Source organism: Flavobacterium sp. AC267 (assembly GCF_979258715.1).
The window spans coordinates 2,843,031-2,864,786 of the sequence record NZ_OZ409875.1 but is presented as its reverse complement, the minus strand read 5'-3'; the positions used below and the strand labels follow the sequence as shown (position 1 = coordinate 2,864,786).

Below are 21,756 nucleotides of genomic sequence, written 5' to 3'. Positions count from 1 at the left end.
AATCCTGTCAAGAAAACTATCTTAACAGGATATTATATATTTAAAAAAGAATATTTATTATTCTTCTTCTTTTTTAGCTTTAGCTTTTTTAGGTTCGCTGGAGCTTTTTTAGGCTTTTCTGCGGCAACTGGAGCTTCTTCTTTAGTTTCTTCAACTGCAGGAGCTAAATCTGTAACTAATCCTTTTGATTGAAGTGTATTGTACCAGTTTAATACTTTTTTGATATCTGAAGGGTAAACTCTTTCTTCGTCGTAATCTGGAAGAATTTGTTTAAAATATGCGGCTAAAGTAGCATTATCCTCTTTGTGAGAAATAGCTTGTCCTTTATTTTCTTTAACGGCAATTTGTTGCATTACTTCAGTTAATGGTTTTTCACCTTCATAAGTATAAATCGAAATTTCAGACAATAAACTTACATTGCTTTTTAGATTTACAGTAATCTTCTTCCCATCAATTAATGATTCCGCCACAAAACCTGTACGAGTTTGTACTTTCAATTCGTATAGACCTGGTTTACCTGAAATGGCTAAAATTTTCGTTAAATTCATTTTTATTAAAATTAGTATTAAGAATTTGATTTATTTTTTGTTTCTAAGTATAGAAAACTTATCTCCCTTTTTTGGTCGCAAAAAACTTCATTCTATATTCCTGAAACGTTTTTCCCTCAGTAATATTTTTAAGTTTCTTTTGAATTAAACGTTTTTTAAGAGATGAAATTTTATCCGTAAACAAAATTCCTTCAATATGATCATATTCGTGTTGAATAACTCTTGCAATTAAACCATCGAATACTTCTGTTTTCATTACAAAATCTTCTTCGCAATATTCTATTGTCACTGTTGGTTTTCTGTATACGTCTTCGCGCACATCTGGAATACTTAAACAGCCTTCATTAAAACCCCATTCTTCACCTTCTTCCTTAACGATTTTAGCATTGATAAAAGTCTTTTTAAAACCTTTCAAATCTTTTTGTTCAGCTGAAGGAAGATCCTCATCATCACTAAAAGGCGTTGTATCAATAACAAACAAACGAATTGGTAATCCAACCTGCGGTGCGGCAAGTCCAACTCCATACGCATTATACATAGTCTCGTACATATTTGCGATCGTTTCTTTTAGATTTGGATATTCTGGTGTAACGTCCTGCCCTACTTTTCTCAAAACAGGATCACCGTATCCTACAATTGGTAAAATCATTTGTTTTTATTTATGTTTTTTATGTGCTGTAAAACAGAACTAAAATTCTAATATTTCAGCTGGCAAAAATAGTAAAAAATAGTCAATGAATAATTCGAATACTATTTTATATCATATTTTTTCCAAATCGTTAAAAATCTCAGCTATAATTGTGCCAAATTCATTCGTACAATTCTTACCTTTGCTAGTAAACCTCTCTTTATGTTTGATAAAATTTCGAAATTTACTAACAGTACTTCTTTTTTCAATGCTTCCAAAGTAACTATTGCTTCTGTTGTCCCTGTTTTAGTTTTAAATTTTTTAGGTCATTTTGAAATTGGTTTTACAATTGCATTGGGAGCTTTTTATACTTATCCCAGCGATATTCCAAGTTCACTGAGCCATAAAATTAAAGGACTTATTCTTGCATCTTTTATCGTTTCAGGTGTTAATCTTTTGGTTAATCTCGTTTATCCTTATCCGTTTCTGTTTTATATCTTTTTAGGTTTTCTATTGTTTCTTTGTTCTATGATTTCGGTCTACGGACAGCGTGCGACTTTAATTTCTTTCTCCGCATTATTATCCATTTCACTTTCGTTTGGACATCTGCACGAGGGCTGGGCGGCATTTGAATATTCTGGTTTTATTTTTATTGGTGGAATTCTTTATTTAATTGTTTCTCTAGTTTTTCATTTTGTACAGCCTTATAAATATGTAGAACTGCAGATTGCCGAAGGCATAAAACTTACTGCAAAATATTTAAAATTAAGAGGCGATTTATGGAGTCCGGAAGCAAATAGAAGAGCAATTATCGAAAAACAACTGGCCGTTCAGGTTGAGCTGAATCTTATTCATGAAGATTTAAGGAAAATGCTGATTGGAAATCAGAATGCGTCAGGAATTACGAGTCAGAACCGTAAAATGCTTTTGGTTTTTATTACTTTGGTTGAAATTCAAGAATTAGCACTTTATACTTCTTTTGACCACAGCAAACTTCACATAAAATTTGCTAGACATCCAGATGTTTTAAGAACGTATCAAAATGTGGCCTACAAACTGGCTTCGACTTTAAAAAAGCTTTCAAAAAATGTGAATCACATTAGTACTTATGTGGACAAACATGATTTGAAAAACGAACTTGACGCACTTGAATTTGCCATTTTTGACTACGAAAAAACATTAGGAAAAGAAGAAGGCGCAGAAGGTGTTTTGATGCTGACCAATATGCTGAAATATGCTAAAAATCAGGTTGGAAAAATCAAAATTATTCAACGTGCCTTTTCGCTGGCAATGCAGTCTTATAAATTAAAAGACAAGGATAAAGAACTTGAAAAGTTCTTAACACCACAATATTATCCATTGCGAACTTTAATTGAAAATTTAAGTTATTCTTCTTCTATTTTCAGGCATTCGCTAAGGCTGACAATTACGATTTTGATTGGTTTTTTCCTGGGACAAATTCTTCCTTTTCAAAATGTTTACTGGATTCTGCTTACTATCGTCGTAATCATGCGACCTGGTTATGGTTTAACCAAAGAACGTTCTTACAACAGAATGTTCGGAACCGTTTTGGGAGGTATTTTAGCTTTCGGAATTGTATCTATTATTCAAAATCACGTTGCACTGAGTATTTTCTCTATAATTTGCATGCTTTTGGGAATATCATTTACTCAAATCAATTACAAAATAAGCGCAACATTTGTGACCATGTATGTGGTTTTTATCTACGGAATTTTAACTCCAGACATAAACGAAGTTATTCAATACCGAATTTTAGATTCACTTGCAGGGGCAGTTTTAGCTTTTATTGCCAACCAATTTTTATGGCCGGCATGGGAATTTATTAATACACCTATTCATATTGAAAACGCCATTCGCGCCAACCGAAATTATCTTAAAGAGATTGCTGATTTTTATAATAAAAAGGGAGAAGTTCCAACTTCCTATAGATTAGCCCGAAAAAATGCTTTTGTTGAGATAGGGAACTTAATGACCTCTTTCCAAAGAATGATGCAGGAACCAAAATCAAAACAGAAAACAATGCCTTTGGTAAACAAATTGGTGGTTTTAAATCACTCTTTGTTGTCTGCATTGGCATCGTTATCAACTTACATTCAGTCTCATCAAACGACTTCTGCTTCTGAGTCTTTCAATTATATCATTAAAACTATTTTGGCCAATCTTGATCATTCTATTTCTATTTTAAGAAATGAAGTTATTCTAAAAGATACTTTTTTTGAAAAAGAAGATGTGACTTTACAATTTGAAGAATTAAAGCGAAGAAATTTTACACGATTAGCCGAAGATGATGATCTTGACAAAGAGACGCGTCAAGCGAAAATGCAGGAAGCCTCGATGGTAATTGAACAATTAATTTGGATGAGTAATCTGGCTGAAAAAATTCTTAAAAACACAACCGACCTAAAAAGCAACAAATCCAGATTAATTCATCTGGATTTGTTTTTTTATTCTATTATAAGTAAAGAAGTTTATTTTATTTTTTAAAACTTCTGCTGTATGTTTTCTAAGCTCCGCTAAAAGCTCCGGCTTATCATTTAAAGTCTGTCCGTAAGAAGGAATCATCGTTTTCATTTTAGCTTCCCATTCTGGTGTTTTAATTTGATTTCCAAAACATCTGCCAATTAAATCAATCATAATCGCTACGGCTGTAGAAGCACCTGGAGAAGCACCTAATAAAACTGCTAAAGTTCCATCGTGTGTATTAATTACCTCAGTTCCAAATTCTAAAACGCCACCTTCTTTTTCATCTTTTTTAATAACCTGAACACGTTGCCCAGCTTTTTCTAATTTCCAATCTTTAGAACGTGCCGTTGGTAAATATTCACGTAAAGCTTGCATTCTGTCTTTTGGAGACTGACGAACCTGCTCAATTAAATATTTTGTAAGCGGTATATTATGATATCCTCTTGCCAGCATCGGAATTAAGTTGTTACCCTTAATAGATAAAGGAAGGTCTAAATAAGAACCATTTTTCAAGAAACGAGTCGAAAACCCAGCAAATGGTCCAAAAAGAAGCGCTTTTTCGCCATCAATTACACGAGTATCAATATGCGGAACAGACATTGGAGGAGCTCCAACACTTGCTTTTCCGTAAACTTTTGCTTGATGTTTTGCAATTACATCCGGATTAGTACATTTCAGCCATTGTCCGCTTACCGGAAAACCGCCGTATCCATTTCCTTCTGGTACGTTTGCTTTTTCTAATAAAGGTAAAGAACCTCCACCAGCTCCAATAAATACGAATTTAGTATACGCTTTACGTATTTTTCCCGTAGACAAATCTTTAATTTTTATTCTCCAAGATTTATCTTCACGCTGTCTAAGTTTTTTAACCTCGTGATTGAAAAATAAAGAAACACCATCTAGTTTTTCTAAATAATTGAACATACTTCTAGTTAGAGCACCAAAATTTACATCGGTACCAATTTCCATATGTGTTGTTGCTAATTTTTCATCAGCATTACGTCCTTCCATTACCAGCGGCATCCATTTCTGAAGTCGCTCAAAATCGGTACTGAAAGTCATTTCAGAAAAAATGGGATTACTTTGAAGAGCTTCAAATCTCTTTTTTAAATAATTTACGTTTTTATCACCCCACACAAAACTCATATGAGGCACGCTTTTAATAAAATTATCAGGAGAAGGCACTTTGTTTTCCTGCACTAAGTAAGACCAAAACTGGCGCGAAATCTCAAATGATTCTGCAATACTTATTGCTTTTTTAGGATCGATACTGCCATCTGCCTTTTCTGGAGTATAATTTAGTTCACAAAAAGCAGAATGTCCAGTTCCTGCATTATTCCAAGCATCAGAGCTTTCTCTTTGCTGACAACATCTAATCTTTCGTAAATTTCAATTTTTATATCCGGTTGTAATTCTTTCAAAATTACTCCAAGAGTGGCACTCATTATTCCAGCGCCAATGAGTACTACATCACTATTTGAACGTATGGTTTCGTCAGGCATAACAGTATTTTTATTTAAAGTGCAAAGGTACTTTTTTAATTGCAAAAAAAAACTAATTTTTACATGATAAAAGTTAGGATTTTCTAAAAACCATTAAATTATAAACAAAAATTACGACGAACAACGTTATTTTTTTGAGGAAAGATAATCTTGAAGCAGAATTGTAGCAGAAATTTCGTCTATCAAACCTTTATTCTGACAGCGCTTTTTACTCAAACCACTGTCGATCATGGTTTGAAATGCCATTTTTGAAGTAAAACGTTCATCTACCCGAATTACTTTTATATCAGGAAATACGTTCGAAAAATGCGTTGCAAAACCATTAATCACAGAAGCACTTTCTGAGGGCTGACCGTTCATTTGCTTTGGTTCTCCAATCAAAACCGCTTCTACTTTTTCTTTTGCGAAATAATCTTTCAAAAAATCGACCAAAGTATGAGTCGGAATTGTTGTTAACCCAGAAGCAATAAGTCGCATTTCGTCTGTGACAGCGATTCCTGTGCGTTTTTGTCCGTAATCTATCGAGAGGATTCTTGGCATGTTTTATTTTTTTTCAACAATTCATTCTTAAATTTCCTTCTTTGCTTTAGGTTTGTCTTTCGAAATAAAATCCACTATATCCTTTAAATCAAAATTAAATTCAATAGTTGGTTTAATCTTCATACTTTTTAATTGTATCTTCGAGTAAACTATCTAATTCTTCAAAAGTACTATAGTGAGCAGTTCCATCATTTATTTTTTCTGCACGCTCCAACATTTTTTTTCTGTTTTCATCAAAATAGGGATCTTCCAGAGTTATTTTTAGTTCATCTGATGAAAATGAATTCAAAAAATTTAAGATTTTCTCTTTAATTTCTGGCTGAAATTCTAATCTAATCGCCTCCATAATACTTTCATTTTACAATACAAATATAAACCATTTTAAATTCATGTTTTTTAAATTAAATTTAAAAAAAAATCCGCCTCGAAAATTCAAGACGGATCCTATCCAAATATTCAAACCTAAAAAATAACTCCAATTATCTACCGAACAATCGACCAAAAAAACCTCTCTGTTCTTCCTCTTCTCCATCCTCTTCTTCAACATAATTAGCAAATTTTGATTGTGCTTTCTCATGTTCGTAAATCAACTCCTTAATATATTCAACATAACTTCTCTTCTTTTCTTCCAAAAATCCGATCAGGTATTTTTCGCTGAATTCAACTCCGCTCGTTGCTTCGATTTGTAATAGTTTTTTATACAATGGCTCAATATGCATAGCAATTACTTCCTGCGGTACTGATTGTCTTCGTCCAAAATAATTTACAATTACGTCATTTTCGTCACGGGCAATTTCAAAATCGGTAATCACCCAATAGTATCTTCCCGATTTAGCCAGATTTTTTACAATCGCATGAAAGTTTTTACCATTTTTAAGATTCTCCCAAAGCACTTTAAAAATAACTTTTGGCATATCTGGGTGACGTATAATATTATGGGGCTGTCCCATTAATTCGTAATCTTCGTAACCACAAACATCTACAAATACTTCATTGGCATATTCGATAATACCAAAAGCATTTGTTTTGCTCATAATAACTTGCGTTTTATCCCAAGTTACCTCTTTGTCAATAATTACTCTGTTCTGAAGTTGATTTTCTTGATTCATATTTTACTGCTTATATGATTAATTTTATTGAATGGAATGTTTTTCAATGGTGCGAAATTAGAGAGAAGAAAAAATAGAAAATCTGACTTTTGTCATATTATGACATAAAAAAAACTTCTAGAGGTAGTTAGAAAATAAATTATAAATAGCAAATTCAAAATTCCAAAAGACTTTACAAATAAGAAACAAAAAGTTAAACCTGTAACATTTTCAAGTCGTTTTGCTTTTTTGCATTTATACAAATACGTTATCTTTGCCAAAAATTTAAACGTATGAATTCTTTACAGACTATAATTGAACAAGCTTGGGAAAACAGAGCTTTACTACAAGAAACTACAACAACTGATGCTATTAGAGAAGTTATCGAATTGGTTGACGCTGGAAAATTGCGTGTTGCAGAACCAGTTGGAGACAAATGGCAGGTAAACGAATGGGTTAAGAAAGCTGTTGTTATGTATTTCCCAATTCAGAAAATGGAAACATGGGAATCTGGTATTTTTGAATATCACGATAAAATGTTACTAAAAAGAGATTATCTTTGCAAAAGGAATTCGTGTCGTACCAAATGCTGTTGCTCGTTATGGAGCTTACATTTCAAGCGGCGTTATCTTAATGCCTAGTTATGTAAACATTGGTGCTTATGTTGACGAAGGAACTATGGTTGATACTTGGGCAACTGTTGGAAGCTGTGCACAAATTGGTAAAAACGTTCACTTAAGCGGTGGTGTTGGTATTGGTGGTGTTCTTGAACCATTACAAGGTTGCTCCAGTAATTATCGAAGACGGTGCTTTTATCGGTTCTCGTTGTATTGTTGTTGAGGGTGTTCACGTTGGTAAAGAAGCAGTTCTTGGCGCTAACGTATGTTTGACTGCATCTACAAAAATTATTGATGTTACAGGTGCTGAACCAGTAGAAATGAAAGGTTTTGTTCCTGCACGTTCTGTAGTTATTCCTGGAAGTTACACTAAAAAATTCGGCGCCGGAGAATTTCAAGTTCCATGCGCTTTAATTATTGGTACTCGTAAGCCATCTACAGATTTAAAAACATCTTTAAACAATGCGTTACGTGAATATGATGTAGCGGTATAGATTTTAAAAAATCCAATATATAAAAATCCAAATTCCAATCTTATCAATTGGAGTTTGGATTTTTTTTATTTGGAATTTTTCTGTTGCAGTTTTAAAAAGCACTCTAAATTTCGCGGTTCTGTTTTCAAAAATTTTCTTCTTCTGTTAAAAATTACAATTATCTCTTTTGCAAAAGAGCTAAAACCCTCTTTTTATGACATTTAAAATTTGTAAGAATTTTTACCTTCTAATTATTGTAAACAATAAAAACTCATCATACATTTGTAATAAAAATATTACTTTATTTTTATATTTAAATACAAATAATGATTCCAAAAAAAATACATTTTTGTTGGTACGGAAGAGGTGAATATAATTATGCAATGAAAAAATGCATTGATACTTGGAGAAATATTCTTCCAGATTATGAAATAAAAAAATGGGATGAGTCCAATACTCCTTTTGACAAACTACCTTTTTTAAGATTATTATATAGACAAAAAAAGTGGTCGTTTATATCTGATTACATGAGATTATATTCTATTTACACAGAGGGCGGTATTTATTTAGATACTGATATAGAAATGCTTGCAAAATTTTGACGCTTTACTTACTGAGGAATCTTTTCTCGGTTTTCAAACAACTTTAGATAATAAGTATCCTTTGAATTCCGCAGTACTTGGAGCTGTAAAAAACAGTTCATTCATATTAGACTGTCTTAAAGCTACTGAACGCAAACAAAGATTGTTCTTTAATGCAATGGGTGGTCCTTCGGTTGTTACTACTGTTTTGTATGATTATGGTTTGAATAGCTATAAAAAACAATACCTTAAGAGTGTCCTTTTACTTCCTACTGAATATTTTTATCCGTTTCCCTGGTTCAAAAATTTTACTCCAGATTGTATCACCGAAAATACTATCTGCATTCATTGGTGGGAAGATTCGTGGAAAAACAAAAAGAAAGGCACTTCTTATTTTATTGAAAACATAAAACAAAAAATGCGGCGAGTGCCCTTAATTTTTATTAGCAGGCTTAGACTTGCCTTGAATGAAGAAAAATTTTATCATATAAATAATGACATTTAATTAATCTAATAAATTTATCTTTTGCAAGAATATAAATATGATGACGCGGTATAGATTTTAAAAAATCCAATATATAAAAATCCAAATTCCAATCTTATCAATTGGAATTTGGATTTTATTTTTTATTTGGAATTTTTCTGTTGAAGTTTTAAAAGCTTTGCATATTTCATATAAGAGAAAAATGCCTGAATCATTGCTATTGATAATCCGTCGATTCCGTTAAAAATACCTTTCTTAAAAAAATAACAGCGAATAAAGGCTACGGTTCCATTTAAAACTGGTTTAAAAGCATTTATTCTTTTTCCCTGATCAAATAATTGTTGTGCGTGCCAGCCAGAATACTGGTTTTTCTTAGCTATAATCTGGTCTAAAGAATCCCAGCCATAATGCAGAATATGCACAGCAACCTTTTTCTCGTTTTGTGTAATAATTTTTTGATGGACTTTAGAATCTGAAGGATGTGCAGTTTGTTTATTAAAGAAACGAACTTTATGATCTGGATACCATCCTGAAAAGTCGATTAATTTGTCTGCCAAAAAGTTTTTAACCCTAAAACTAAAGGCATCATAATTTCCTTCCAGATATTTTCCTTTTAGTATAAATTCTTCGGCATCTTTATCCAGAAATTCATCTGCGTCTAAATTTAAAATCCAGTTGTTTTTACAATACGGAAGACCATGCGTACAGCGCGGTCCGTCTCCTAAAAAGCTTTGCTGAATAACTATTGCGCCTTTTTCTTTGGCAATTTCAACTGTACGATCCTTGCTGAAAGAGTCTACTATAATTACTTCGTCACATACTTTTAACAAAGCATCGATACATTTTCCTATGTTTTTTTCTTCATTGAAAGTAATAACCAGACCACTAATTTCCATTACAAAATTTAATTTATGAGCCACAAAAATATAACATTTTTATTTTAGTTTATTCTTAATCTTCCGATACGGTTGCACACTTCATAAAATAGTTTGTAATTTAGCCCATAAATTGAATTTTAAATAGATGAGAATATTAGTCATTCAGCAAAAAAGAATTGGAGACGTTTTAACCAGTACAATAATCTGCAACAACTTAAAAACTAAGTTCCCTGATTCGGTGATCGATTATATGTGCTATCCTAATTCGGTAGATGTACTAAAAGAAAATCCAAATATTGACAATATTATTCCAATGACCAGTAAGGTCAGAAAATCTATTCCTGCATTATTTAAATTTATTTTTGAGATTCGCGACAAAAAATATGATGCTGTAGTAGATGTTTACAGTAAGCTCGGAACTAATTTAATTACTTTTTTTCTGGGGCAAAATACAAAGTTTCTTATCGTAAATGGTATACCAAAATATTTTACAATTATACTTACGAACGTTTTGATGCCGTAGAATCGGAACATGGATTAGCTATTGAAAATAGATTATTATTGCTTAAACCTTTTATTTCTGAAAAAATAACAGATGTAAAACCAAAAGATATTTTTAAAAGAATCTGAAATTGAAGAAGCCAAAAAACTTCTGAAAAGCCATAACGTAGACAGCGAAAAGCCGTTAATTATGTTCGGAATTTTAGGAAGCGAAGTTTACAAAACTTATCCTTTGGAAGGAATGGCAAAAATTATTGATTTTACAGTAGCTAAAACTAATGCAACCATAATTTTTAACTACGTTCCGTTTCAAAAAGATTTGGCTCTGGAAGTTTATAATTATTGCACTGAAGATTCAAAAAAGAATATTGTTTTCGATTTATATTGTACCGAACTACGTCCGTTTCTGGCTGTGCTTTCGCAATGTGAAATGCTGATTGGAAATGAAGGTGGCGCTGTAAATATGGCAAAAGCACTTGAAATTCCGACTTTCTCTATTTTTACTCCTTCTGTTAGAAAAGAAACTTGGCAATTGTTTGAAAACGAAGCTAAAAATGCTTCCATTCATCTAAAAGATTTAAAACCTGAGATCTACGAACAGCATACAGAACAATATATTAAAGAACATACTTTTGAATTCTACGCTGAGTATCCTTTACCCTTAATGCTGGAAAAATTAGAAGCTTATTTTCAAGAATACAAAAATTGAAAAAGTAAAAGCATCAGATGAATAGTTTTGAAAAACAAAAGTTATCGGTTTTAATTATTACTCTTAACGAGGAACGTTATATAAAATCTTTACTTGAAGATGTTGACTTTGCTGATGAAATAATTGTAGTTGATTCTTTTAGTTCAGATGCTACAGCCGAAATAGTAAAGTCCTTTACAAATGTCCTATTCATTGAAAACCGATTTATAGATTACACTTCGCAAAGAAATTTTGCTTTAGATCAGGCAAAAAACGAATGGATATTATTTATTGATGCTGATGAAAAGTTGACTCCTCAACTTAAAGAGGAAATAATCTCGACTATAAACAATAAAAACTCTGTAAGTGCTTATTTGATGTATAGAACTTTTATGTTCAAAAACAGCAAATTACATTTTAGCGGCTGGCAGACTGATAAAATATTCAGGCTTTTTAAAAAAGCCGATTGCTCGCTACACTGAAGACAGAATGGTTCATGAAAAACTAATCGTGAACGGAGAAATTGGTGTTTTAAAAAATAAACTAGTTCACTTTTCTTATACATCTTATGAAGATTATAAACTAAAGATGAAAAAGTATGGCATTCTAAAAGCCAGCGAAAAAATAAAAAAAGGACAGAAACCATCTATTTTTTTAATGGTTTTCCATCCTATTTATACTTTTTTATATCAGTACTTAATCAGACTTGGATTTTTAGATGGCATCAAAGGCATTACGATATGCTATTTAAATGCTTATAGTATTTATATACGTTACAAAGAGCTCAAAAGAATTACTTCTTCCAAAATTTAAGTTTCTTTTTTAAGCGTTTTTTTCTGTAAAACTGCTCTTGAAAATCGGCTGTGTATTTCCATAAAGTATCAAAAATCTTTTGCTCCGATTCTTCATAAAATTTAGCATATTCATTACTCATTACTGCTACCATTTCTTTTAACGGAGTCAAACGGCGGAGATTATGCATACGCTGTTCAAAAGTCAATTGCGAATGAAATTCCATTCTGTTTAAATCAACGAGAAAAAAATCATAAGTTCCTTCGCTATTCTTTTTAATTAAAGTATTTCCAGGCGAATGATCTATAAATTCAATTCCTTTTTCGTGGAGTTCAAAACTGAATTTGGTAAATTGTCTTAAAATATTTTCACGATCTGGATAATCTGGAATTTCTACAAGTTCTCTGTAAGTCAAATCAGCATTTAAGTGTTCGCTGACATAATAACTGTCTTTTAATCCAATGATATTAAAATTTTCGAGAAATGCGATTGGTTCTGGTGTTCCAATTCCTTTTTCTAACAATATAGTTGCGTATTCAAATGAACGTCTTGCTTTTGATTTTCTAAAATATCTATAAGCAACTTTATTAATTAAGTTCGGAATTTTAAATGATTTTATATTGATCGTTTTACCGTTCAAATCAAACAGTTTTATTTTATTACGATCTCCATTTCCAAAAAGTTCGCCTTCAGTTTGGAAATTATCAATAATATGCTTTATATCATTCTCTTTGGACTTAAATGCTCTGCATTAATTTTCAAAGACATATTGAGTGTTTATTTTTTAAAGTTCAAAAATAACTAAATGCATTCAAACTACTAATAAAAGACAATCTTTTATTATCGAGTCACTTTATTTATCCTCATTTAAATTGGCTTATTCTATTACTTTTAAATCTTCATGAAGCAACTGAAAATCCGTCGTTCTTTACTTTTACGTTGCTAAAAAACAGAACTAAAGAAATGAAGATATTAAATGTAACATCAATAACTGGATTACGCGACGGTGATGCCCAGATGTACACCATTTATAAACTTTTAAAGGAAAAAGAAGACCTAAAACAATTCATTTTATGTCCACATGATGCAACGCTTGCGTCTATTTGTAAAAATGATAAAGTCGCTTATTTTACTTATCATAAAAACTCATTTAAACTTATAAATCTTGTCCGTTCGATAATTAAAATCTGCAAAAAAAGAGTCTATCGACATTGTACATATTCACGATTCTACAGCGCTTAACGCAGGACTTATCGCGATGAAATTCCTAAAAAACACTTCTTTAATTTTAAGCAGAAAAAGAAACAATAAAATCAAAGATAAGTTTCTGAATAAATACAAATACTCGCATCCGAGCATAAAAAAAATAATTTGTGTTTCTAAAGCTGTTGAAGAAATTTTTGACAACATTATTAAAGACAAAGAGCGTTTACTTACAATTTACGACGCTATTGATGTCGAAAAATTTGCTCAAAAAACCAATCAAAACCTGCTCCATAAAGAATTTGGATTATTACCAGATACCAAAATTATTGGGAATATTGCGGCTCTTACTGATCAAAAAGACATTTACACTTTTATAGATACAGCAAAAAAAATTAAAGTTAGCGGTAAAATTAATTGTCCTGTAAAGTTTTTTGTAATTGGAGACGGTCATTTAAAAGCGGATCTAATCCAATATACAAAAGAGAATGATTTAGAAAACGATTTATTTTTTACTGGATTTAGAAATGTAATCGATTTACTTCCAGAATTAGATATTCTTTTACTGACTTCAATTACAGAAGGTCTTCCTCTTGCTGTTTACGAAGCGTTTGCGTGTAAAATCCCAGTTATCTCAACGAAAGCCGGCGGCATTCCTGAGGTAATAATTCATGGAGAAACTGGATTACTGGCTTCAATAAAAGACACCGAAACATTATCTCAAAATGTAATCGAAATGCTGTGCAATCCTATTTTGAATGAATCGATAAAAACAAAGTCTTTTGAATTAGTAAAGAAAAATCATGATTTACATGTGATGCAAAAAAACTATTATGACTTTTACAAAAACAACATTTAGTACTGATCAAGTATTGGTTTCCAAAACTCAATTACCTTTGGTTTATTTATTGCGTGACAGCCAAAAGGAAGTTCGTTATTTGTTAATTTCATAGCCAGTTCCGGCTTTCTGTCAATAGCAAAATAAACCGCTTCTTTATAATCTGGAATCTTAAAATTAGGATCAAATTCTATTGCTTTCAAAGACCAAAAAACATCTTCTGTAGCATAAATTTTCTTTTCTTTTTCAGTTAAGAAATCAGAAATAAATTGTTTTTGCTCTTTTGAAATTGCATAATGCGAAGCCACTTTACGAAGTGATAAACCTCCGTTACCCACTTTAAAGAAAATCTGCTGGCGCTCTCTTTTCTTTTTGGACCAAAATAAACTTGAAATTTTATTACCCAAAGAATCTGGCGAAGTTGCTATCCATGGTGCTCCAATGTAATCGTAACCTTTATTACACCATTTCATTAAATCATCTTTAAAAACAAAAGCATCTAATTGATAGATCAAAATATATTCTGAATCTAAAAAACTTTCATAAAACACAGAAGATAATAACAATTCATTATAACCGTCTATAGTACCAAAATACGATTTTGGAAAACTTTTAAAAGTTAAATCGCTGGAGATCTCTGAAAGATAAGAATGATTTAACCCTTCTGGATGTACAATTACAATTTCATAATCTTTTAGGACTTTGCAGAGCATTGCACAAATGATTTTTCTTCAAGTTCTCCAAAATATTCCTTATAAACTGGAATAACAATTTTTACTGTATTTTTAGACATGTGGTATTTTAAGATTAATCTTGTTTTTAAGATTTAAGCGAAAATTTCCTGCGAAAATCTGAACTTCAGGACAAAAATAATCTTATAAATTACAAAAACTAATTATTGTAAATTAAATTTAAACTTTTTACCAATTAGAAAGATTATTTTTGTGCCTCAATTACTTATTACTTTTTACAATGAACGAAGAAATAATCAACGCTTACGAAGTTATTAAAGAAGGCGGCATCATTCTTTATCCAACAGATACTGTTTGGGGAATTGGCTGTGACGCAACTAATCCTGAAGCGGTTGCTAAAATCTACAAACTCAAAAAACGTGCAGAGACTCAAAGCATGATTGTTTTGATGAATAGTGAAAAAATGATGTACAATGTTTTTAAAAACATTCCAGAAGTTGCCTGGCAGATCTGGGATTTATCAGACAAGCCAACAACTTTAATCCTTGATGATGCGAGAAATGTTGCCCCAAATATTATTGCCGCCGACAAATCGCTGGGTGTTCGATTGGTAAAAGAACCTTTCTGTTTCAAATTGATGGAAAGAATGAAAAAACCTTTAGTTTCAACTTCGGCAAATATCTCGGGACAACCAACACCTATTGCTTTTAAAGATATAAGCCCAGAAATTATAAATGGAGTGGATTATGTTGTAAAATTAAACCAAGATAAAATCAACGGAAAATCGTCTACAATAATCAAGTTAACGAACGATTCTCAGGTAAAAGTAATCCGTAAATAAATGGCTTCGACTTCGCTCAGCCTGACAATTCCTTAATGTCATTCTGAGCGAAGTCGAAGAATATTTTCATAAAAAACTTAGAATCTCAGCCTCTTAGAACCTTAGCATCTTAGATTGTCTCTAAACTCTCAATCAGCCAGTCGATATCTTCTTTTGTGTTGTAATGACTAAAGGAAATTCGGAGATTTGGTAATTTCAAATCATCTTCTGAAAGCATTTCTTTTAAAACGTGTGAAGGTTTTATACTTCCAGATTGGCAGGCGCTTCCTCTTGAAACCGCAATTCCTTTCATGTCTAAACTAAAAAGCAACGATCGAAGTTTTATCTGATGAAAAAGGCAGAATGATATTGATGATATTATAAAAACCCTCTTTTTTGCCGTTAATTCTAAAATCTGGGAAATGAATTTCAAGTCTGCGAAATAAGATATTTTTTCAGGTCTGAAATGTAAGCTCTTTCTTCCTCCAATTTTTCATACGAAATTGACAAAGCTTTTGCCATTCCGGCGATTTGATGTACAGCTTCTGTTCCTGCGCGAAGCCCTTTTTCCTGTTCGCCTCCAAAAAGCAATGGCTGTAATCCCGAATTTTTTCGAATAAAAGCAAAACCAATTCCTTTTGGTCCGTGAAATTTATGTGCACTAGCCAAAATAAAGTCAACTGAAGTCTTTTGCAGGTCGATTTCTGTTTTTCCAATAGACTGAACCGTATCAGAATGAAATAAGGTATTATACTGCTTACAAATAACACTTACTCTGTCTAAATCTAAAATGGTTCCAGTTTCGTTATTAACGTGCATCAAACTCACCAATGTCTTTTTTTCATCAGACAATAAATTTGATAAATGCGTTAAATCTATACTTCCATCAGAATTTATATTTACATAATCAACCTGAATATTGTATTCTTCCTGAAGTGCCAAAACGGGATACAAAACAGCATGATGTTCTATTTTAGAAGTAATAATTCGCTCGATCTTTAAATCTTCAACAGCAGAACGCAGAATCCAGTTATCAGCTTCGGTGCCTCCAGAAGTAAAAATTATTTCTTGGGCAGTACAATTTAAATGTTTAGCAATACTTTTTCTGGAAAGTTCCAAAATTGTCTTGCCATTTCGTCCAAAACTATGAGTAGACGACGGATTGCCAAAATCCTCGGCCATTATTTTTGTCATTTCCTGAATTACTTCGGGACGTATTGCTGTTGTTGAGGCATTATCTAGATATACTTTTTTCATCGGCACAAAGTTAAGAAATATCAATTGTCAAATCTTAAATATCATTTGCCATTTTTTTCACTATTTTTGACCCAAATAAATTTTACGATGAAAAAATATGCGACTCTTTTATTATTCGCCTTTTTATTGAATGGATGCGATGATGGAGATTTAATAGTAGAAACAATAGATTTTGAAAGCGTTACTGATTCTCAAGCCTGTGATCCATTAACGAATACATTAATTTACAAATTAAAAGCGCAAGAAGCCCTTTTACTGCAATTGCCACAAGATAAAATAATTAATGATAATGGATATTACGAATATCCAATTGATGCAAAAGGTAACGGACTATATCGTGTAGTTTACAGAGCCTATGATGGAACAGTTACCGCGACCAATATTTGCGGGGCAATTCCGCCAAGTACTCCAAAGGTAATGGAAGAATGGATTGCTACTGACGGAATAATCACAATTCAAAGTACCCAAATTGACAAAAAAAATGCCAACGATGACGGTACAAGAATTACAGGTTATGAGCATAGTATTATAATTAATAATGTGACATTTGCAAAACCATCTGGAGATCAAACTCAGGCTAAATATGTTTTCGGAACTTACAACACAACTGTAACTCCAGCTACTCTGACTTTTAGAACCAATACAAGCGGTTTGGCTTATTCTTGTTCCAACGTAAAAAGGATATTTAATTACAATACTTCGTTTTATTTGTCAATTGAAGATATTGATCCGGCCTTACTTGTAAATACAGTTACACCTGCTAACGAGCCAAGAAGAAGTGCAATAACCACTACAATGAACAAGGTTTTTTATAAAACAGCAAAAGCAGAAACAGGGATATTTACAGAAGATAATATCTGTACTCCAACATCATCATCTCCAGTTGTAGAGCAAACTTGGACTGGGCAAATTGGTGCAGGAGATAAAGGAATTATTGAGGTAACAACAACATTAGTTGGAACTACTTACACCCATACTATTGTTCTTAAAAGTGTAGCTTTAGAAAGAGGCAACAGCAGTTTTCAACTAGGAAGCAGTTTTCTTCTTGGAAAAATTGAAGTTAATACCGCTAATTAAAACTATAGATTATTCAGTATAATCTTAAAAAATAATTCTTACAAAAAACGTCTGTTTTTCGAAACTGATTTTAAACTAAATCAGATAGAAAAACAGACGTTTTTTTATGCCTTAAAATAAGATATTCTAAGCGTTTAAAACCAATCTTATTTATTATTTTGTCTAAAATAAACTTCAGTTGCACCAAGGCCATATTTTTGATAATTGGCATCTTGAAAATCAATTCCGTCGTAACGGCCTAATAAAAAATCCAATTCTGCTTTTAAAATCCCTTCACCAACACCATGAATAAAAACGATTTTCGGAATGCGGTTTCGAATCGCAAATTCGATATGTCTTTTTGCCGTTTCGGTCTGCAGTGTCAAAATATCATAATTCGACATACCTCGTTTATTTGGAACCAATTTTTCGATGTGTAAATCAAATTCTGGAACGCCGACATCGCGTTTTTCTTTCTTTTCTTTGACAAAACTTCTTGGTTTTGGCTCTGTTTTTTCTTTTGAAACTTGTTCTAAATCTATTCTTTTAATAGAATTCATTAAATTACTGGAATCCTGAATTTTAAGCAACTCATTGACAAAAAATGTCATCATAAATCCATCCTCAGTTTCAATTAAAACTTCATTGTTTTTAACCGAAACTACTGTTCCGTTTATGGCTTCGTCAAGTACAGAAACCTTATCTCCTTTTACCAGCATCCTACTCTTCTTTATCGTTATTTTTACTTGGTGTTTTTGCGCTCAGTCGCATCATTCCAAACATGAAAACTACAATGGCAATTATCATGATATAGATATTTTTTTCTTTTGAAACCTGCTCATAGAACGCAACCGAAATCGCAAGAATCATTATTATAATTTTAAAAGCTTTCATCAAATCAAAGTTTAAGATTTCAAAAGTATAAAACTTTCAAGTAGTACTTCTATTCTACTCCAAACGTTTGTCATATTTTTTTAGTAAAATTGCAAAAAGATCTGCTGTGAGTTTAGAAAAATATATGATCCCCTGCCTGTTCAAAACCATCTTCGGATTTGAGTGTCTGGGCTGTGGATTTCAGCGCTCTTTATTCTTACTTTTTCAGGGCGAGTTTTTAGTCGCTTTTAAAATGTATCCAGCGATATTTACCTGCCTTTTACTTTTCGTTTTTATAACATTTCATTTTTTAGACAAATCTAAAAATTACAAAAAATTAGTTTGGAAAATGGCTGTTGTAAATCTCATTTTTATGCTGGGAGGTTATTACTTCAAACACTTTTATTTTTAGATTTTAGCCCCGAAGCCTCGGGATAGATTTTAGTCCCGAAGCCTCGGGATAGATTTTAGTCCCGAAGCCTCGGGATAGATTTTAGTCCCGAAGCCTCGGGATAGATTTTAGATTTTAGATTTTAGATTTTAGATTTTAGATTTTAGATTTTCTAAAAATCGCTCCGCTCTTTTTTGGAATTTGGAATTTATCCCGAGACTTCGGAATTGGAATTTTAACTAACTTTCACTTCTTAATCTGATCCAAAATATCATTCATCATCTCGATTTGCACTTTCTGAATTTCGATTAATTCTTGTCGCTGATGCATAATCAAGTGATCAATTTTATCGTGAATCATTCTAATTTCCAATTCCGATTTTAGATTAATCATATAATCTTTTTTAGCACGATTTCTGTCTTTTTCTTCCTGGCGATTTTGGCTCATCATAATTACCGGCGCCTGCAAGGCCGCAACGCAGGAAAGAATTAAATTTAAAAGAATAAACGGATACGGATCAAAACCTTTATTCAAAAAAAGAAAAACATTTGAAGCAATCCAGATAGTAATAAAAACAACAAATGAAATAATAAAAGTCCAGCTTCCACCAAAATCGGCTACTTTATCGGCAATTCTCTGTCCAAAATTTCTATTTTCTTCTTCATCTTCCACAATGCTGACAATCGATTTATCTTGTTTCAATGACGAAATTACATTCTTCTCCATTGCCGAAAGCGCTCCAATTTCTGTAGAGAGATAATTTGAAATATACTTCTGGCGGTACACATTTAATTCATTTACAGCAATACAGTCTTCATCATTAAAGTTAGGAAACTCTTGTTTGATTAAACCCAAAATAGGATCATGAATTGATTTTCCGCTTATTTTCTCATTTTCAGAAAAAAGAAAGTCCCGAAATTGCACTCTTAAATGTTTGATTATTTTTCATTTTTTTATGTTTTGAAGGCTAATTTACGCAATAAACTTCTTAAGAATTACATAAATAAGAACGTTCTGGCTTTGGTTTTTTATCACAAATAGAGCATTCTACAGAAAATTTCTTTAGTTAAATCGTGACTTTATTTCCAAAAAACGCCTTACTTTTAACGTTCCAAAATTATTCATTCATTTTTACCATTGTGACAAAAGACACTATCATACAAAACATAAAGGCTCTAAAGAGCCATTCGCACATAAACTACGGCATTAAAACCAAAACAGAAGACTTTACAGAAAAGCTTTTTTACACCCTTTTTGATTCTAATGCGGCATTAGATGAAAGCATTGATGAACTCGAAAAATGTTTTAAAGAAATCGCTGTTTTAGCCTGCAAAAAACCAGAAAATTTATGCGAATCGATTTGGGATAAGTTTCTAGAAAAACTGCCGAGTGTTTTAGAAAAACTAAATCAAGATGCCGCGTATATTTTAGAAAACGATCCCGCTTCAAACAGCATTGACGAAGTTTATTTGGCCTATCCCGGTTTTTATGCCATTGCCATCTACAGGTTAAGCCACGAACTGTATTTGTTAGATTTATTATTGTTTTCTCGTTTAATGAGCGAATATGCGCATAGAATTACAGGAACAGATATTCATGCCGGAGCAGATATTGCTTCGCCATTTTTTATCGACCATGCAACTGGAATTGTAATTGGAGAAACAACGGTAATTAAAAAACACGTCAAAATTTATCAAGGTGTTACGCTGGGCGCACTTAGCGTAAGCAAAGAAATGAAAAACGCTAAGAGACATCCTACCGTTGAAGCAAATGTCTGTATTTATGCCAATGCCACAATTTTGGGCGGAGGCACAATAATAGGCAAAAACAGTGTTATTGGAGGAAATTCATGGGTAACAAAATCAATCCCTGAAGATTCGATAGTATTAAACACCACTACAACAGAAGTTAAAATAAAAGAAAAAAGATAATGGGTCCACAGAAATTATTAAACCTAATTGGGAATACTCCTTTGATGGAAACCGTCAATTTGGTTCAAAATAAAAATGTAAAGCTTTTACTGAAACTGGAAGGAAACAATCCCGGCGGAAGCGTAAAAGACAGAGCGACATATAATATGATCGCGGTAACGCTTTAGAGAGAGGCGAGATCAAAAAAGGAGACAAATTAATTGAAGCAACCAGCGGTAATACTGGAATTGCCCTTGCAATGATTGCGCAGTTATTTGGTATAGAAATAGAATTGGTTTTACCAGAAGATTCTACAAAAGAACGTACACAAACGATGCGTGCTTATGGCGCCACAGTTATTTTAACGCCTGCCAGCGAAGGAATTATTGGCTCTCGTGATTATGCTGATAAAAAAGTAGAACAAGGCGGTTATTTGATGTTAAATCAGTTTGCGAATGACGACAACTGGAAAGCACACTATAAAACAACCGGCCCTGAAATATGGAATGACACAGAAGGAACTGTAACCCATTTTGTTTCGGCAATGGGAACTACGGGAACTATTATTGGTACTTCGACTTATTTAAAAGAAAAAAATCCAAACGTTCAGATTATCGGTGCGCGACCAAGCGACGGTTCTCAAATTCCTGGAATTCGTAAATGGCCGGAAGAATATCTTCCTAAAATTTTTGATGCTTCGAAAGTGGACACCGTTGTTGACGTAAGTGAAGAAGAAGCACGCGAAATGACAAAAAGACTAGCTCTTGAAGAAGGCGTATTCGCTGGAATGAGCATGGCTGACTCTGTTGCGGTTGCCCTCAAAATTGCCGAACAATTAGAATCTGGAGTTGTGGTTGCCATTATCTGCGATAGAGGCGATCGTTATTTGTCTTCGGATTTATTTGATTAGAA

The 21,756-nt window shown here is 32.4% G+C and carries 24 protein-coding genes and 4 pseudogenes; 15 read left to right on the top strand and 13 right to left on the bottom strand.

Annotation, left to right across the window (positions count from 1 at the left end; genetic code table 11):
• Window positions 1-32: 32 nt before the first annotated feature.
• Both ACZZ95_RS15025 and def read right to left on the bottom strand, forming a co-directional pair.
• A complete protein-coding gene (locus ACZZ95_RS15025) occupies window positions 33-548 on the bottom strand; it encodes a DUF5606 family protein (RefSeq protein ID WP_463469663.1) in 516 nt (171 codons plus the stop codon).
• A 58-nt stretch (window positions 549-606) separates the two neighbouring features.
• A complete protein-coding gene (gene def, locus ACZZ95_RS15020; RefSeq protein ID WP_463469662.1) occupies window positions 607-1,197 on the bottom strand; it encodes a peptide deformylase in 591 nt (196 codons plus the stop codon).
• A 201-nt stretch (window positions 1,198-1,398) separates the two neighbouring features.
• Between def and ACZZ95_RS15015 the strand changes: the two genes are divergently transcribed.
• A complete protein-coding gene (locus tag ACZZ95_RS15015) occupies window positions 1,399-3,681 on the top strand; it encodes an FUSC family protein (protein WP_463469661.1) in 2,283 nt (760 codons plus the stop codon).
• Here ACZZ95_RS15015 and ACZZ95_RS15010 read toward each other — a convergent pair.
• From ACZZ95_RS15010 to ACZZ95_RS14995, 4 genes and pseudogenes are all read right to left on the bottom strand, one after another.
• Window positions 3,619-5,162: pseudogene (locus ACZZ95_RS15010) on the bottom strand (malate:quinone oxidoreductase). The gene ACZZ95_RS15015 and the pseudogene ACZZ95_RS15010 overlap by 63 nt on opposite strands.
• 126 nt (window positions 5,163-5,288) lie before the next feature.
• Window positions 5,289-5,702: a Holliday junction resolvase RuvX gene (gene ruvX / locus ACZZ95_RS15005; RefSeq protein ID WP_463469660.1), complete on the bottom strand. Its 414-nt coding sequence runs from the start codon at window positions 5,700-5,702 to the stop codon at window positions 5,289-5,291.
• Between the two features lie 112 nt (window positions 5,703-5,814).
• The gene (locus tag ACZZ95_RS15000; protein WP_463469659.1) at window positions 5,815-6,048 is read right to left on the bottom strand and encodes a hypothetical protein; all 234 of its coding nucleotides are present in this window, start codon (window positions 6,046-6,048) and stop codon (window positions 5,815-5,817) included.
• A gap of 133 nt (window positions 6,049-6,181) precedes the next feature.
• Window positions 6,182-6,811, bottom strand: a complete 630-nt coding sequence (locus tag ACZZ95_RS14995; RefSeq protein WP_463469658.1) for a PAS domain-containing protein — start codon at window positions 6,809-6,811, stop codon at window positions 6,182-6,184.
• A 272-nt stretch (window positions 6,812-7,083) separates the two neighbouring features.
• Here ACZZ95_RS14995 and ACZZ95_RS14990 point away from each other — a divergent pair.
• The 3 genes and pseudogenes from ACZZ95_RS14990 to ACZZ95_RS14980 all read left to right on the top strand — a co-directional run bounded on the left by ACZZ95_RS14990 (window position 7,084) and on the right by ACZZ95_RS14980 (window position 8,966).
• Window positions 7,084-7,901, top strand: a pseudogene (locus ACZZ95_RS14990) (2,3,4,5-tetrahydropyridine-2,6-dicarboxylate N-succinyltransferase).
• 362 nt (window positions 7,902-8,263) lie between these two features.
• Window positions 8,264-8,482, top strand: a complete 219-nt coding sequence (locus ACZZ95_RS14985) for a glycosyltransferase (RefSeq protein ID WP_463469657.1) — start codon at window positions 8,264-8,266, stop codon at window positions 8,480-8,482.
• Window positions 8,469-8,966 carry a hypothetical protein gene (locus ACZZ95_RS14980; RefSeq protein WP_463469656.1) on the top strand — a complete coding sequence of 166 codons (498 nt, stop codon included), beginning with the start codon at window positions 8,469-8,471 and terminating at the stop codon, window positions 8,964-8,966. Before ACZZ95_RS14985 ends, ACZZ95_RS14980 begins: the two co-directional genes overlap by 14 nt.
• Before the next feature lie 122 nt (window positions 8,967-9,088).
• On the opposite strand, the gene ACZZ95_RS14975 is transcribed toward ACZZ95_RS14980, so the two are convergent.
• A complete protein-coding gene (locus ACZZ95_RS14975; RefSeq protein WP_463471690.1) occupies window positions 9,089-9,841 on the bottom strand; it encodes a glycosyltransferase family 2 protein in 753 nt (250 codons plus the stop codon).
• Between the two features lie 127 nt (window positions 9,842-9,968).
• Between ACZZ95_RS14975 and ACZZ95_RS14970 the strand changes: the two genes are divergently transcribed.
• The 4 genes from ACZZ95_RS14970 (at window position 9,969) to ACZZ95_RS14955 (ending at window position 11,825) form a co-directional block, all read left to right on the top strand.
• Window positions 9,969-10,346 (top strand): glycosyltransferase family 9 protein, encoded by a 378-nt coding sequence (locus tag ACZZ95_RS14970; RefSeq protein ID WP_463469654.1) that lies wholly within the window; start codon window positions 9,969-9,971, stop codon window positions 10,344-10,346.
• A gap of 87 nt (window positions 10,347-10,433) precedes the next feature.
• Window positions 10,434-11,033, top strand: a complete 600-nt coding sequence (locus ACZZ95_RS14965; RefSeq protein WP_463471689.1) for a glycosyltransferase family 9 protein — start codon at window positions 10,434-10,436, stop codon at window positions 11,031-11,033.
• Between the two features lie 17 nt (window positions 11,034-11,050).
• Window positions 11,051-11,494 carry a glycosyltransferase family 2 protein gene (locus tag ACZZ95_RS14960; protein ID WP_463469652.1) on the top strand — a complete coding sequence of 148 codons (444 nt, stop codon included), beginning with the start codon at window positions 11,051-11,053 and terminating at the stop codon, window positions 11,492-11,494.
• Window positions 11,495-11,522: 28 nt separating this feature from the next.
• Complete coding sequence (locus ACZZ95_RS14955) at window positions 11,523-11,825, top strand: hypothetical protein (protein ID WP_463469650.1); 303 nt, start codon at window positions 11,523-11,525, stop codon at window positions 11,823-11,825.
• On the opposite strand, the gene ACZZ95_RS14950 is transcribed toward ACZZ95_RS14955, so the two are convergent.
• Window positions 11,806-12,525 carry a lipopolysaccharide kinase InaA family protein gene (locus ACZZ95_RS14950; protein ID WP_463471688.1) on the bottom strand — a complete coding sequence of 240 codons (720 nt, stop codon included), beginning with the start codon at window positions 12,523-12,525 and terminating at the stop codon, window positions 11,806-11,808. The two genes, ACZZ95_RS14955 and ACZZ95_RS14950, sit on opposite strands and share 20 nt — an antisense overlap.
• 242 nt (window positions 12,526-12,767) lie before the next feature.
• Between ACZZ95_RS14950 and ACZZ95_RS14945 the strand changes: the two genes are divergently transcribed.
• Both ACZZ95_RS14945 and ACZZ95_RS14940 read left to right on the top strand, forming a co-directional pair.
• Window positions 12,768-13,046 carry a hypothetical protein gene (locus ACZZ95_RS14945; RefSeq protein WP_463469649.1) on the top strand — a complete coding sequence of 93 codons (279 nt, stop codon included), beginning with the start codon at window positions 12,768-12,770 and terminating at the stop codon, window positions 13,044-13,046.
• The gene (locus ACZZ95_RS14940) at window positions 13,009-13,866 is read left to right on the top strand and encodes a glycosyltransferase family 4 protein (protein WP_463471687.1); all 858 of its coding nucleotides are present in this window, start codon (window positions 13,009-13,011) and stop codon (window positions 13,864-13,866) included. The genes ACZZ95_RS14945 and ACZZ95_RS14940 overlap by 38 nt, the downstream gene beginning before the upstream one ends.
• Here ACZZ95_RS14940 and ACZZ95_RS14935 read toward each other — a convergent pair.
• On the bottom strand, window positions 13,863-14,558 hold the full coding sequence (locus ACZZ95_RS14935) for a DUF5672 family protein (RefSeq protein ID WP_463469648.1): 696 nt from the start codon (window positions 14,556-14,558) through the stop codon (window positions 13,863-13,865). The genes ACZZ95_RS14940 and ACZZ95_RS14935 overlap by 4 nt on opposite strands.
• Before the next feature lie 259 nt (window positions 14,559-14,817).
• On the opposite strand from ACZZ95_RS14935, the gene ACZZ95_RS14930 reads away from it, so the two are divergent.
• On the top strand, window positions 14,818-15,378 hold the full coding sequence (locus ACZZ95_RS14930) for an L-threonylcarbamoyladenylate synthase (RefSeq protein ID WP_463469647.1): 561 nt from the start codon (window positions 14,818-14,820) through the stop codon (window positions 15,376-15,378).
• Between the two features lie 109 nt (window positions 15,379-15,487).
• Here ACZZ95_RS14930 and ACZZ95_RS14925 read toward each other — a convergent pair.
• Window positions 15,488-16,614, bottom strand: a pseudogene (locus ACZZ95_RS14925) (cysteine desulfurase family protein).
• 87 nt (window positions 16,615-16,701) lie between these two features.
• Between ACZZ95_RS14925 and ACZZ95_RS14920 the strand changes: the two are divergent.
• The gene (locus ACZZ95_RS14920) at window positions 16,702-17,691 is read left to right on the top strand and encodes a hypothetical protein (protein WP_463469646.1); all 990 of its coding nucleotides are present in this window, start codon (window positions 16,702-16,704) and stop codon (window positions 17,689-17,691) included.
• Window positions 17,692-17,837: 146 nt separating this feature from the next.
• Here the strand turns inward: ACZZ95_RS14920 and ACZZ95_RS14915 are convergent, their stop codons facing one another.
• Both ACZZ95_RS14915 and ACZZ95_RS14910 read right to left on the bottom strand, forming a co-directional pair.
• Window positions 17,838-18,389: a Smr/MutS family protein gene (locus ACZZ95_RS14915; RefSeq protein WP_095953279.1), complete on the bottom strand. Its 552-nt coding sequence runs from the start codon at window positions 18,387-18,389 to the stop codon at window positions 17,838-17,840.
• A 1-nt stretch (window position 18,390) separates the two neighbouring features.
• Entirely contained in the window at window positions 18,391-18,564 is a 174-nt protein-coding gene (locus ACZZ95_RS14910; protein WP_463469645.1) for a hypothetical protein, read from the bottom strand.
• A gap of 124 nt (window positions 18,565-18,688) precedes the next feature.
• On the opposite strand from ACZZ95_RS14910, the gene ACZZ95_RS14905 reads away from it, so the two are divergent.
• The gene (locus ACZZ95_RS14905; RefSeq protein ID WP_463471686.1) at window positions 18,689-18,955 is read left to right on the top strand and encodes a DUF2752 domain-containing protein; all 267 of its coding nucleotides are present in this window, start codon (window positions 18,689-18,691) and stop codon (window positions 18,953-18,955) included.
• A gap of 225 nt (window positions 18,956-19,180) precedes the next feature.
• Here ACZZ95_RS14905 and ACZZ95_RS14900 read toward each other — a convergent pair whose 3' ends face one another.
• Window positions 19,181-19,858: a DUF1003 domain-containing protein gene (locus ACZZ95_RS14900; RefSeq protein ID WP_463469644.1), complete on the bottom strand. Its 678-nt coding sequence runs from the start codon at window positions 19,856-19,858 to the stop codon at window positions 19,181-19,183.
• A gap of 215 nt (window positions 19,859-20,073) precedes the next feature.
• Between ACZZ95_RS14900 and epsC the strand changes: the two genes are divergently transcribed.
• Window positions 20,074-20,865: a serine O-acetyltransferase EpsC gene (gene epsC / locus ACZZ95_RS14895; RefSeq protein WP_463471685.1), complete on the top strand. Its 792-nt coding sequence runs from the start codon at window positions 20,074-20,076 to the stop codon at window positions 20,863-20,865.
• Window positions 20,865-21,754: pseudogene (gene cysM, locus ACZZ95_RS14890) on the top strand (cysteine synthase CysM). The gene epsC and the pseudogene cysM overlap by 1 nt, the downstream one beginning before the upstream one ends.
• Window positions 21,755-21,756: the final 2 nt, after the last annotated feature.